Below are 13,408 nucleotides of genomic sequence, written 5' to 3' on the forward strand. Positions count from 1 at the left end.
GAAGTTAAGCCCGCCAGAGCCGATGGTACTGCAGTAAAATGTGGAAGAGTAGGTCGGCGCCAAACTTTATTCAAGCAAACCCTTTAAGCAACATGCTTAAAGGGTTTCTGTGTTTATAGGCCGTTCGGTTCATCAATTGTCCCTAAATAGATCATCCTCCCCTGGTGGCGAAGCCAGAACATCATTCTATCCGCAATGTTACCGGGGCTTAATTAGCTGCGCTAATCTTCAGCTTAAGTTTTGCATATATTAGCGCAAAACCAGTTTAAATCATTACTATCCAATCATGCACAAGCGTTTTTTGTTACTAATAACTGCTGCACTAATAACGTCATCCAAGTTGTCAGCTCAGTCGACTGATCAAAAGAAATTAAGTGGGAATCCTGTGATCCAGGGTTGGTATGCTGATCCCGATGCTGCTGTATTCAATAACACGTATTGGATATATCCTACTTATTCTGATAAATATGAAAAGCAGGTTTTCATGGATGCCTATTCGTCAAAAGACCTCGTGCATTGGACAAAGCATCCTGACATCATTGATACCGGAAGTGTTAAATGGGCGCATATGGCTATGTGGGCGCCTGCTATCGTCAAAAAAGGGAGCAAATATTATTTATTTTTTGGGGCGAATGACATCCATAAAGATCACGAACCTGGTGGTATTGGTGTGGGTGTAGCTGACAAACCGCAAGGGCCGTTTAAAGATCTTTTAGGAAAGCCGTTGATTAACGTCATCGTAAACGGGGCTCAACCGATAGATCAGTTTGTGTTCAGGGATAAAGACGGTAAGTACTATATTCTTTATGGCGGCTGGGGACATGCAAATATTGCCCGGTTAAAAGACGACTTTACCGGACTATTGCCATTTGCTGATAGAACTACCTTTAAAGAAATTACGCCGAAGGGATATGTAGAAGGTATTTACATGTTTATGCGTAATAATAAATATTATTTAATGTGGAGCGAAGGCGGATGGACAGGGCCTGATTATTCCGTAGCGTACGCAATAGCAGATTCTCCTTTCGGGCCGTTTGAACGTATCGGAAAAATATTGCAACAGGACATGGCTGTTGCTACCGGAGCTGGGCATCATTCTCTTCTACATGATGCAAAGCATGATGCGTGGTATATCGTTTATCATCGTCGCCCGTTAACGGAAACAGATGGCAACCATCGGGTGGTGTGTATTGATAAAATGGAGTTTGATCAAAAGGGATTAATTAAGCCTGTAAAGATTACAACAGAAGGAGTGGCAGCTGTCCCACTGAAGTAACAGACTCATCTCCTGATATCACTTGTTTAGTTACTTTTTTGGAGCCGGGCTATTTATTTCAATCCAGTAGCCATCCGGGTCTTGGAAGTATAGCTGTAATACGCCATCGGCTCTGAGTGTAGGCTCTGTGCTGTCACCTTTCCAATTACGGTAAGGGATGTTGTTTTTCTTCAATTCATCAGCAAACTCTTTAACCGAATTCACAGCAAAACATAAATGGTCGGCGATTTGATGCTGTAGCTGGCAATCGCCTTGTATGGCGTGCATTTTTACGCCTTTGCCGATATTATACCACTGGTGCATATGATCATTAAAAGGATCAGCCACCTTTTCAAAATGCATGATCCGGGTATAAAAATCCGTGCTCTTTTTCAGGTCTTTCACGCAAATTGCGATATGGTCTATTACAGAAACAGATTGCGCAAAGCTATTAAATGAGGCACAAACAGGTATAGAGATTGATAATAATACCCTTGCGAGATTTTTCATTTCTTATACAATTGGTAGTGGCAATTTAGATAAATAGATGATCTCATCAAGTAAAGATGTCTCTTTTTATTTAGCTGAAAATAGACGTCATCGAGCGACCCTATTGTGAGTTTAACTCGCTTTGGTAGACTGCTTCGTGCGTCTCCGGTTAAGATGGTTTCTTAATGGCGTATCGTAAATTTTCATCACCAGATAAGCAAAGCCTGCCAAAACGATAACGCTGGTTACAATGATGACGGTTAATTGGGAAGTGCCGGGTTTATTAGCCAGGTAATAATTACCGTACATCCAAAGCGCCGCGTAATGCGTCATGTATAAAGGGTAAGATAATCTTCCCAGAAAAACGCAAAATCTCTTTAGCGAACTATTTAAGAAGGCGCCTGCTCCTAACGCAACCAGCATTGGGAAATAAAAAATAACAATTAACGGTTCGATGAACCAATCCCATTTAGATGAGGGCGATATAAAGGCCAGCAATAATAAAAACGCAATGCCGATGAAGCCAAGCTTGTTTTTGATTATCCAATCAGAGCGGTAGATAAGAAGACCTGCCGAAAAAGAATAGGCTATCCTGGCCCCGCCATCCAAAAAGGTGGGGCCGCTCCATCCGCCGAGCAAATTACCGGAGCGGTAGCTTACACCACAAAGGGTAAAAGCCGCCACTACCGTTAATAACAGCAGATAGCCACGTTTTAAGCGATGGAGTATAAAAGCATAAATCACGTTGGCCAGGTATTCCCAAAATAGCGACCATGCTGGTGCATTAAAGCTGAAAAGATTAAAGCTGCGGTCGGCTATCGTTGGGAAGGGGATAAGCAGTAGCGAGCAGACAAAAGTGATAATGATCTTTCCCGCGCTGTATTGTTCCGGGTGACCGCCGAACGGATCAAATAAAAACGCCAGCAATCCCAGTACAGATCCAAGGATCACTAACGGATGTAAACGGATCAGCCGTGCTTTAAAGAATTCAAGGACGCCCATTTTTGACAGCCTGTCGTCATAAGCATAGCCGATGACGAACCCCGAAAGGCAAAAGAAAAAATCGACAGCTAAAAAGCCGTGACCGATGAAGTTCTCAGCAGGCTCGTAAACCCATTCCATAAAATGGAAGATCACCACTGCCAGCGCCGCTACTCCGCGCAATCCATCCAGAATTTCAAAGTGGGTTTTCGACTGTAAAATATTCGTGTTATTTTGATGATTATCCATTACGCTCATTTCGTCCACTGCTTGTACCGCATTTCGGCAAGTTATTAAAATTGTGGATCCAGCGTGAATTATAGGGGCTTAAAACCAAATAGCATAACGCTCAATCTTAATTGTTCTTCGATGTTTTTACGAGATAGGTAACTTAGCGCGAGCAAAAAAAATACCTTATTGTGAAATGAAATAATTTTTATCAGTTTTGTAGATGGTTAAGTTTATTCTGATGATAAATTAACCTTTCCAATTACTAATGGCCGATTATAAGCGTTTAGAGGAAACAGAGCTGATGGAACTGCTGCGCCAGGATTCAATGGGAGCATTCAGGGAGATTTATTTGCGCTACTGGAAAAGCCTTTATAAAGAAGCCTATAAACGGCTGAAAGATAGCGAAAGCGCGGAAGAGGTAGTGCAAGATATTTTTACGGCACTTTGGAACCGTCGACAGGTAATTTCATTAAGCCATGGCCTCGAGGGGTACCTTTACACCAGCGTTGGTTATCGTGTGATAGACCGCTATCGTCGTAACGCTTTGCAACAGCGGTTCAGAGAAGCAATGCAGGTGACGCAGAATGAAGCCGACTATAGTACGGAGCAAACCATACTGGTAAAGGACCTGCAATTACATATCGACCAGGTGATTGAAAAATTACCTGAAAGATGCCGCTCGGTATATGAACTTAGCCGGGTGCATCATAAAACGAATAAGGAAATTGCCAAGGAATTAGCCATTTCAGAGAAGACCGTCGAGAATCAGCTGACTAAAGCACTTAAGAAATTACGCCTGAGCCTTAACCATTACATCAGCATCATTTTAATATTTTTCTAAAAATATTTCTATCAGGCGTGGGGGATTCACCCTAACGCTTCGACATAACTTTTATAAACCGATAATTTTCAGTTTTCATGAAAAAAACCATACCCGATGAACTATTGGAACGATACCTTAATGGACAATGTTCTGAAGAAGAACTGGCCCGTGTAAGGGAATGGTACCATTCTTTTAGCAAGGGTAACGACCAATTGTCGGAGATGAGCCAAACAGAAGTTGAGCTATTAGAAAAACGGCTGTATGGCAACATCACTGAAGCAATCGGTCAGACATCCGCAACCAGTCGCGGGCGTGTGGTGAAAATGTTCAGGTATGCAGCAGCAGTAGCCGTGGCTGCACTGTTTGTAGGCGGCTTTTATTTCTTGAATACCGGTAGGGTTTCTTTTAAAACTGCCGTGCCTGTCGCACAGAAAACGGTAGAACAGGTGGATATTACCAATAATTCTAACACGGTTTACAAAGCACATTTACCTGATAAAAGTATAGTGTGGCTACAGCCTGGCAGTAATCTCCGCTATCCTAAAACCTTTGCAGCTAATGCGCGCGTGGTATCCATGTATGGCGTGGGATTTTTTGAAGTAACCAAGAACCCCAAGCGCCCTTTCATTATTAATGGCCGCAGTATTATTACAAAAGTTTGGGGTACCAGCTTTCTGATCAGGGATAAATATCGCAGCAAAACGGCAGATGTATCTGTAGTTACCGGCAAGGTGTCTGTGAGCTTGAAAAAGAACGAGGCTGATGATACGTTCAGTACCTCGTTAGAGAAACACGAAGTGTTATTATATCCAAAAGATAAAGCCATTTGCTTTCTGGATCAGCACCTGCTAAAAACAGAGCGTGTGGTGCGTGAACCGGCTTTAAAGCAGTGGAGCCAGGCAAGCCTCTCATTTGATAATAAGCCGATGCGTGAAATTATACCCGTGCTAAGCGCAACCTACGGTGTTAAAATAAAAGTAGCTAATGAACGGATCAACCGTTATATGTTAACTGCAGATTTTGAAGGATTTAACCTGCCGGATATCCTGGCCGCGCTTAAAAAATCGATCAATGTCAGTTATGAAATTAAAGACGACCTGATTGAGCTTAATTAATAAAACCAATTACTAACCTAACAGAATAGCCTATGCAATACAAAACAGCTACTTAAAATCACTGCCAAGCCCGGCGGAAATTACCATCGCCACATCATGGAAAAAGCTTAAAAGTGTTGCGACCACTTCTAAGCTTTAAACACCCAACGTGATATACCAAAAAATGGTGTAATGGGTGCTAATTGTCTCATTTTTAACAAAGAAACATAACAAATATATGAATTTTCGATTACGAAAGCCAATACCCTGGTCTAAAATCATGAAGTTAACATTTACTCAAATACTGTTGGCTGCTCTGTTAAGTTCTATGGCGTATGCCGGCACTACCAAAGCGCAAAGCATACTGGATAAGAACGTTACTATTACTGCTGCTAACAGCACTTTACAGGATGTACTGAAGCAATTACAAAAAAGTAGTAACGTTAGATTTATTTACAGCAAGAATTCTATAGATCTCGCACAACGTGTATCAGGAGACTATCAAAACCGCAATCTTAAAGATGTACTTGACGAATTACTTAAAGGCAACGGGATTGATTATGAGGTTTTGAAAGACCGCATTGTGCTTGGCCGGTCAGAAGATTTGAAAGCCATCAGGCAGGGGCAGATCGTAACTGCTGATGCAGAAACAGAAGCTAAATTAGTAGGCATACCGCTAACAGGTAAGATTATTGATGAACGCGGCGCGCCGCTTGCCGGTGCTACCATTACCGAAAAGGGAACAAAGAACGCTACCGTTGCTGATGGTAACGGTAACTTTAGGTTAAACGTTTCTAACGCCGATGCTGTACTTGTTGTAGCTTTTGTGAGTTTCCAGACACAAGAGGTGGTGGTTGGCAGCGAACGTAACTTCACCATTAAACTTTTAGATGATATAAAGGGCCTTAACGAGGTAGTGGTTGTAGGGTATGGTACGCAAAAGAAAAGCGTAACCACCGGTGCCATCTCGGGCGTAAAAGCCAAAGAATTTGAAGATCTGCCCGTAACACGCGTTGAGCAGATCTTACAAGGCCGTACTTCAGGTTTAACCATTGCTTCGAATAACGGTCAGCCTGGCGAAGGCGCTACGGTGCGCATCCGCGGTATTACTTCGTTCGGTAACAATGATCCGCTTTGGGTGGTAGATGGCGTGGTGGTTGACAACGGCGGTATCGGCTACCTGAACCAGTCGGACATCGAATCTATCGAGGTGCTGAAAGATGCTGCTTCGCAGGCCATCTATGGAACTCGCGCAGCAGCAGGTGTTATCCTGGTAACCACTAAGAAGGGCCGCGAGGGTAAGCCACAAATTAACTTCACAGGTTACTACGGCACATCGAAACCATCGCGCAGGGTAGATCTGCTGAATGCAACCCAATATGCTACATTAAGAAACGAAGCAAGCGTTGCCGGTGGCGGTAATATTGTTTATGCTAACCCTGCCGCTTTGGGCACCGGTACCGACTGGCAATCCATTATCTTTAACAATAGCGCTAAACGCCAGAATTACGAACTGAGCGTAAGCGGTGGTAACGAAAAATCTACCTACTACACTTCTTTTGGTTACTTAGATCAGGAAGGTATCGTAGCAACGGATATCTCAAAATACAAACGTGCCAATTTCAGGGTAAACCAAACTTATAAGCCTGCCAAATGGATAAGCTTCGGCGAAAACATTGGTTACACTTATAACCGTTCAGTTGGTTTGGGAAATACAAACAGCGAATTTGGTGGCCCCATTAGTTCGGCGCTTAACCTTGATCCGATCACCGTACCGGTGGTAACAGATCCGGTTGCGGCGTCAGCGGCGGTTTATGCCAATAATCCTGTGCGGAGGAATAACTTAGGTTACCCTTATGGTATATCAAGCATTGTTGGACAAGAGATTGTGAACCCGCTTGCTTACATCTCAACCCGCTTGGGCAATTACGGCTGGGGACATAACATTGTAGGTAATGTATATGGTGAGGTAGAGCCTATTAAAGGTTTGAAACTGCGCTCGACAGTGGGTACAAAGATTGCTTTTTACGGCAGCGAATCTTTTAACCCGGTAGCTTACTTAAACGCATCGACCATTACCTCGCAGAATAGCTATAACCGTGAAACCAACAGGCTGTTTAACTGGAACCTGGAGAATACAGCCTCGTACATCCGCAGTTTCGGCAAGCATACCGCAACGGTTTTAGTTGGTCAGGGTGCGTATTCAGATAACAACCGTTATACAGATGGTGTTACTTACTACAACCTGCCGGTAACCACATTTGCCGATGCATCGTTAAATTACAGCATCCCGGCAGTCAACCGCATTGGCTATGGCAGCGAAGGACAGATCCATACCATCAGCTCATTATTTGCCCGTGTTAACTATAATTACGACGAAAGGTATATTGCCGAAGGTATCATCCGCCGGGATGGTTCTTCAAGGTTCGGGTCTAACTTTAAGTATGGTAATTTCCCGTCATTCTCATTAGGATGGGTGCCGTCTAAAGAAGCTTTTTGGCCAAAAAACAACGTTGTAGACTTCCTGAAGATCAGGGGCGGTTACGGTGTTGTGGGTAGCGACGCTATTGCCGATAATGCTTTCTTGTCTACCATTGGTGGCGGCCGTAACTATAGCTTTGGTACAGGTGATACTTATATCAGCGGTTACAGCCCCAATGCGCCATCTAACCCTAACCTGCGTTGGGAAGAAACTGCACAAACCAATATTGGTTTTGATGCGGTATTATTCAACGACCTGAACATCACGTTTGAATGGTTTAAGAAGAAAACAAGCGGACTGTTGCAGAATCCCCCGATCCCGCTTTATGTAGGGGCTATCTCAAACCCGGCGGCGAACATTGGTGATATGCAAAATACCGGCGTCGAGTTAGAATTGGGATATCGCAAAAAAGTAGGCCAGTTTAATTTCGAGATCAACGGAAACGTATCGCACATTACCAATAAGGTAACTTACTTAGGTAACGGGCAAAAGTTCCTGGGTGGTGCAGGCTTCCAGGGTATAGAGGGCGGTATTACCCGTACTACTGTTGGTCAGGCTTATAACTCGTTCTATGGTTACCAGAATTTGGGCATTTTCCAAACTCAGGATGAAATTAATGCCTACCGTTCGGCAAAAGGCCAGCTTATCCAGCCTAATGCTAAGCCGGGTGACTTTAAATGGGCCGATCTTGATGGAAACGGCGTGATCAACGATCAGGACCGTACTTATATCGGCAACCCGACCCCTTCATGGATCTATGGTTTGACATTTAACACCAGGTACAAAAACTTCGATCTGGTGATATTTGGTCAGGGCCAGGCGGGTAACATGATCTTCCAGGGTCTGCACCGCCTTGATATCGGAAATGCAAACTTTACTACCAAAAGATTGGAAAGATGGACCGGACCAGGCACCACCAATACCGAACCGCGCGTAGTTGACGGCGACCCTAACCACAACACTACTTACAACTCTAAGTACTACCTGGAAAAAGGCGACTATTTCCGCATAAAGAACCTGCAGATAGGTTACAGCCTGCCTACAGATCTGATAAAGAAAGCCGGTATGAAGCGGGTACGTGTTTATGTGACCGGCGAGAACCTTTTCACTTTTACTAAATATTCAGGCTACGACCCGGAAATCGGCGGCGGAAGTTACAGTATAGACCGTGGTTTTTACATGCAGGCTAAATCATACATGCTGGGTGTAAGCGTAGGATTTTAACTATAAAAAGACATGAAAAAGAATATAAAATATATATCGTTTTTTCTGACAGGTGCCATTGCTTTGGCGGCTTGTAAAAAAAGCTTTCTGGATATCACCCCTAAGGGTACAGATCTGGAATCTAATTATTATCGCAATCAAACCGAGGCGTTTAACGGTCTGGTAGCCGTATATGATGTAGTTGGCTGGCAGGGCGGCGGCTTTGTTACCCGCGAAAACGCAATGGATGCCGGTTCGGACGACCATTATGCAGGTGGTGGTAACGCTACCGATATCAACGATCTGCAGGTTTTTTCTAATTATACACTGTCACCATCAGTAGGCCCTTCTTATGAATTGTGGCGAGCAGGATTTTCCGGCGTGTTCAGGGCAAATACCCTTATCCAGAAACTGCCTGCCGTGCCGATGGATCAGAATTTGAAAAGCAGGTACAAATCAGAAGCTACCGCTTTACGTGCTTATTTCTACTTTGACCTGGTACGTTTGTTCAAATATGTGCCTTTGCTTACCGAGTCTATCCCCGCCGATAAGATATATGACGTGGAACAGGCTTCACCTGCGGCAGTATACAAACAAATAGAGGATGACCTGAAGGCGGCCATTGCAGATAATAATATCCCTGATAAGGTTGACGTAGCGACCGACGGCGGTAGGTTAACCAAGGGAGCACTTCATGCTTTATTGGGTAAGGTGTATCTGTATGAGCAAAAATGGAACGAGGCTGCGAACGAACTTAAAGAAGTGAACGGCGCAACACCCGGCCAGGAGAACTCGAAATATGGTTATAAACTACAGGCCAGCTTTGCATCGTTGTGGAAAACGTCAAACAAGTTTAATAGCGAGTCAATCCTGGAGATTGGTCACTCTTCAAAATCTGCCGGTGACTGGTCATGTATCGCCTGTACCGAAGGTAACGTGATGAACATTATCGTTGGCCCGCGCGATTATAAGACGCTTAAACCAAGTGCGCCGGACTATATCTCGGGGTACAGCTTTTTGCCTATCACCAAAAATCTTTTCGATGCCATCCACTTCGATCCACGCAACCAACCAACGGTTGCCAACCTGGATAGTTTGAAGGCTAACGGCATCGCAGATTATACGCCCGGTTACATGAACACCGGGTATTTTCTGAACAAGTTTGCAGGCCGGGTAGCCGATAAAACCACTGGTGGCGGCGCTCCGGAGCTGAATTACCCTCAAAATATGTATGCGATACGACTGGCGGATACCTACCTGATGGAAGCGGAAGCTTTGATAAGAGGTAACGGCGACCTGGGTAGGGCTACAGCCTTGATGACTGCTGTACACACCCGCGCTTATAATGATGGTGCCACTCACACGCTTACCGCTACGTTTGAGAATCTGAAAAGAGAGCGCCGTTTGGAGCTTGTTGGCGAAGGCCACAGGTGGTTTGATCTGGTGCGCTGGGGCGATGCGCCTGCGGTTTTAGGCTCAAGAGGATTTAAGGCAGGTAAAAACGAAATATTACCGATACCGCTTGATGAGCTTAATAATACGAAGATCAAACAAAGTAAAGAATGGGGCGGAACATTGTAATCATTTCTAAAAGTTAATCCAGCAATGAAAAATAAGTTTATAAACGCAATTACCGGCATGGTGGTGCTTGCCGGCATATATATGGGCTGTAAGCCTGAAAAGTACAGTGACGGGGGCCTTGCCTCACCAGACCTGCAGGCATCTTTTACGGTGGCACAAGTACCTAACAAAGCGAATTACTATATCTTGAAGGCTGATACTAAAGGTGTATTGGCTGTTAAATGGGATACAGGCGACGGTGCTGCAATAGGTAAACCGGTTGATACCGTATTTTTCCCGGATGCCGGCAAGTATGATATCTCATTAACCGCAATAGGCAAAGGCGGCATCAGCAAAACCAGCACACAAACATTAAATGTACCTGCCTCTGATCCCGCAGCGGGAAACCTGGTGCAGGGTGCGAATATGGATGCAGCCGATGATGCCAAATGGAACCACATCACCATGTCAAATGGCGTTACGTTTGCTATTGAAAACGGTAAAATGGTGGCTAAGGGTGGCAACAATGGCCACGCGGGTATTTGGCAGGCGATTAACGTAGTTGGTGGCCGCACTTACAAAGTGGATATGAATGTGAGCGGCAGTGGCGCTACAGATACTTGGTTTGAAGTTTATGTTGGAACCAAACAACCGGTTAACGGGCAGGACTACAGCGACGGTGGCGCCCGCATTGCGCTGAATACCTGGGCCGGTTGCGGAAAAAATGCCTTCAATGGCAAGCTTTCTGCCATATCATGCGCAGGCAGCGGTAATACTATAAAATTCGATAACACCGGAACCGTTTATCTGCTCATTAAAAGCGGCGGTGCTAACCTGGGCCTTACCGGTATAGGTTTTAATAAAGTAACGTTTAGAGGGATAAATTAATAATTGGTTAGGGAGGCGTAATTGCGTCTCCCTTTTTATTTCATACTTATGAGAAAGCTTTTAACGGTACCGTGTATTACTGGCCTTGTGTTTATTTTAATGGCATGTTCAAAAAAAAGCGAGCCATCATTGCCACCTTTTACACCTGTTGTACAACCGGCTAAGGTTTACGGGTTTGAAAGTAATGCGAGCTGGGCGGACGAGTTTGAGTATAACGGCGCACCCGACGCAAGTAAATGGACCTATGATACAGGCGGAAGCGGATGGGGTAACAACGAGTTGCAGAACTACACCACATCTACAGATAATGCCATGGTGAAAGATGGCATGCTCACCATCACTGCCAAAAAAGAAAGTTCTGGTGGGCGCGACTATTCGTCAGCAAGGGTGGTTTCGAAAAACAATGCTGATATGCTTTACGGCCGTTACGAAGTAAGGGCCAAATTACCTGCCGGTACGGGTACCTGGCCAGCCATATGGATGCTGCCTAATGATTACGCTTACGGATCATGGCCAAACTCGGGCGAAATTGATATTATGGAGCATGTGGGCTACGATCCGAACAACGTACACTTTAGCGTGCATAATCAGCTGTATAACGCGGGGAATGCAAAAACAAGCACCAAACGCATCGAGACGGTATTTAGTGATTTTCATAAATACCGGTGCGATTGGACGCCCGAATCCATCAAAGGTTATTATGATGATGAATTGGTATTCACTTACACTAATGACAAACAAGGCCCGGCAAGCTGGCCGTTTGACAAGCCTTTCCATTTTCTGCTTAACGTAGCTATCGGTGGTAATTGGGGTGGTGTAAAGGGGGTAGACAACTCGATATTCCCGGTAGCCATGCAAATAGACTACGTACGCTTTTATAAAATGACCACAAGCGATAAATAATGAAGAAGCAATATCATTTATTGGCGGCGGTTCTGCTTGTTGCGGCATTTGCGGCTATTTATAGTTGCGGTAAAAGTTCATCAAAAGATAATCCGGCCCCAACGCAACCGGCGGGACCGGACAACCCGACCACACCGGGAAAATCCGACGTAGCTATGTGGATGACGACCGCCGACCAGAACCAGTTATTTAAACTGCAAAGTACAACGCTGGCATTTGGTAGTAAAACGGACGGCAACCCAACCATCACAGTGGATGAAACCCAGACCTATCAAACGATAGACGGGTTTGGTTTTGCCCTTACCGGCGGCAGCGCATCGCTGATTAACTCCCTTAGTGAAACTAACAAAGCGGCTTTATTAAATGAGTTGTTTAAAAGTGATGACAAGAATATAGGTATCAGCTACCTGCGTATATCACTCGGTGCATCAGACCTAAGCACAGCTCCTTTTAGTTATGATGACGTTGCAGGGGATGTTGCGCTAAATAATTTTAGTATCGACAAGGAAAGAACCGATTTAATACCCATTCTTAAGAAGATCCTGGCCATCAATCCTAATATCAAGATCCTGGCATGCCCGTGGAGTGCGCCAGCCTGGATGAAAGATAATGGTAGCTTTTATGGCGGCAGCCTTAAACCAGATTATTTTGATGCCTACGCCCGGTACTTTGTGAAATACATACAGGCGATGAAAGCAGAGGGAATCACCATTGATGCAATAACACCGCAAAATGAACCGCTTAACGCTTATAATAATCCAAGCATGCTGATGTTGGCGGCAGACCAGGCAAAGTTCGTGGGTAGTTTTCTTGGTCCGGCGTTTCGCGCGGCAAATATCAATACCAAAATCATTGTTTATGATCACAATGCCGATCACCCCGAATACGCCAGCGATATCTATAAAAATACAGGCGCATCAGATTTTGTGGATGGTGCAGCATTTCACCTGTATGGAGGTAATATTAACGCGCTTGGCATGCTGCATAGCCAGTATCCTTTAAAGAATATCTATTTCACCGAGCAGGCAACTTTTGGCGGGGGCAGTTTTGCCGGCGACCTGTCATGGCACGTCAGTAACCTGATTATAGGTGCCACCCGCAACTGGAGCCGCAACGTTATAGAATGGAATCTTGCGTCAGACCCTAATTACAAGCCCCACACAGACGGCGGTTGCAGTACGTGCCAGGGCGCGGTAACCATAGGGAATACAATCACACGAAACGTATCTTATTATATTATCGCTCATGCAGCAAAATTTGTCAGGCCGGGCGCAACGCGTATCGGTTCCGACCTGTTAAATACCCTACAAACGGTGGCTTTTAAAAACACCGACGGATCAAAAGTGATGGTGGTTTTGAACACTGCTAACATTACTCAAACCTTTAACCTATCATACAACGGTAAGTCTGTATCTACAAGCCTGCCCGCTGGCGCTGTTGCTACCTATATTTGGTAGCAACAGCATCACAGCTGTATTTATTTTGAAAGCGTCGCCATT

At 44.7% G+C, this 13,408-nt stretch carries 10 protein-coding genes; 8 read left to right on the top strand and 2 right to left on the bottom strand.

Annotation, left to right across the window (positions count from 1 at the left end; translation table 11 throughout):
• The first annotated feature begins 385 nt into the window (after positions 1-385).
• The gene (locus MUY27_RS19965) at positions 386-1,276 is read left to right on the top strand and encodes a glycoside hydrolase family 43 protein (RefSeq protein WP_245133157.1); all 891 of its coding nucleotides are present in this window, start codon (positions 386-388) and stop codon (positions 1,274-1,276) included.
• Positions 1,277-1,306: 30 nt separating this feature from the next.
• Here MUY27_RS19965 and MUY27_RS19970 read toward each other — a convergent pair whose 3' ends face one another.
• Together MUY27_RS19970 and MUY27_RS19975 are read right to left on the bottom strand one after the other, a co-directional pair.
• The gene (locus tag MUY27_RS19970) at positions 1,307-1,765 is read right to left on the bottom strand and encodes a VOC family protein (RefSeq protein WP_245133159.1); all 459 of its coding nucleotides are present in this window, start codon (positions 1,763-1,765) and stop codon (positions 1,307-1,309) included.
• A gap of 111 nt (positions 1,766-1,876) precedes the next feature.
• A complete protein-coding gene (locus MUY27_RS19975; protein ID WP_245133161.1) occupies positions 1,877-2,974 on the bottom strand; it encodes an acyltransferase family protein in 1,098 nt (365 codons plus the stop codon).
• A gap of 247 nt (positions 2,975-3,221) precedes the next feature.
• Between MUY27_RS19975 and MUY27_RS19980 the strand changes: the two genes are divergently transcribed.
• From MUY27_RS19980 to MUY27_RS20010, 7 genes are all read left to right on the top strand, one after another.
• The gene (locus MUY27_RS19980; protein ID WP_245133163.1) at positions 3,222-3,797 is read left to right on the top strand and encodes an RNA polymerase sigma-70 factor; all 576 of its coding nucleotides are present in this window, start codon (positions 3,222-3,224) and stop codon (positions 3,795-3,797) included.
• A gap of 77 nt (positions 3,798-3,874) precedes the next feature.
• Complete coding sequence (locus MUY27_RS19985) at positions 3,875-4,894, top strand: FecR family protein (RefSeq protein ID WP_245133165.1); 1,020 nt, start codon at positions 3,875-3,877, stop codon at positions 4,892-4,894.
• 259 nt (positions 4,895-5,153) lie between these two features.
• Complete coding sequence (locus MUY27_RS19990) at positions 5,154-8,579, top strand: TonB-dependent receptor (protein ID WP_245133167.1); 3,426 nt, start codon at positions 5,154-5,156, stop codon at positions 8,577-8,579.
• Between the two features lie 12 nt (positions 8,580-8,591).
• The gene (locus MUY27_RS19995; RefSeq protein WP_245133169.1) at positions 8,592-10,139 is read left to right on the top strand and encodes a RagB/SusD family nutrient uptake outer membrane protein; all 1,548 of its coding nucleotides are present in this window, start codon (positions 8,592-8,594) and stop codon (positions 10,137-10,139) included.
• A gap of 24 nt (positions 10,140-10,163) precedes the next feature.
• Positions 10,164-11,006 carry a hypothetical protein gene (locus MUY27_RS20000; RefSeq protein WP_245133171.1) on the top strand — a complete coding sequence of 281 codons (843 nt, stop codon included), beginning with the start codon at positions 10,164-10,166 and terminating at the stop codon, positions 11,004-11,006.
• 99 nt (positions 11,007-11,105) lie between these two features.
• The gene (locus MUY27_RS20005) at positions 11,106-11,909 is read left to right on the top strand and encodes a glycoside hydrolase family 16 protein (RefSeq protein WP_245133172.1); all 804 of its coding nucleotides are present in this window, start codon (positions 11,106-11,108) and stop codon (positions 11,907-11,909) included.
• A complete protein-coding gene (locus MUY27_RS20010) occupies positions 11,909-13,366 on the top strand; it encodes a glycoside hydrolase family 30 protein (RefSeq protein WP_245133174.1) in 1,458 nt (485 codons plus the stop codon). Before MUY27_RS20005 ends, MUY27_RS20010 begins: the two co-directional genes overlap by 1 nt.
• Positions 13,367-13,408 lie beyond the last annotated feature (42 nt).

The organism is Mucilaginibacter straminoryzae (genome assembly GCF_022953055.1).
Classification (GTDB): domain Bacteria; phylum Bacteroidota; class Bacteroidia; order Sphingobacteriales; family Sphingobacteriaceae; genus Mucilaginibacter; species Mucilaginibacter straminoryzae.

Coding starts and splice junctions, on each gene's coding strand:
- MUY27_RS19975 (WP_245133161.1), bottom strand. CDS start 2,974: ATGGATAATCATCAAAATAACACGAATATTTTACAGTCGAAAACCCAC.
- MUY27_RS20000 (WP_245133171.1), top strand. CDS start 10,164: ATGAAAAATAAGTTTATAAACGCAATTACCGGCATGGTGGTGCTTGCC.
- MUY27_RS19985 (WP_245133165.1), top strand. CDS start 3,875: ATGAAAAAAACCATACCCGATGAACTATTGGAACGATACCTTAATGGA.
- MUY27_RS19980 (WP_245133163.1), top strand. CDS start 3,222: ATGGCCGATTATAAGCGTTTAGAGGAAACAGAGCTGATGGAACTGCTG.
- MUY27_RS19990 (WP_245133167.1), top strand. CDS start 5,154: ATGAAGTTAACATTTACTCAAATACTGTTGGCTGCTCTGTTAAGTTCT.
- MUY27_RS20010 (WP_245133174.1), top strand. CDS start 11,909: ATGAAGAAGCAATATCATTTATTGGCGGCGGTTCTGCTTGTTGCGGCA.
- MUY27_RS20005 (WP_245133172.1), top strand. CDS start 11,106: ATGGCATGTTCAAAAAAAAGCGAGCCATCATTGCCACCTTTTACACCT.
- MUY27_RS19970 (WP_245133159.1), bottom strand. CDS start 1,765: ATGAAAAATCTCGCAAGGGTATTATTATCAATCTCTATACCTGTTTGT.
- MUY27_RS19995 (WP_245133169.1), top strand. CDS start 8,592: ATGAAAAAGAATATAAAATATATATCGTTTTTTCTGACAGGTGCCATT.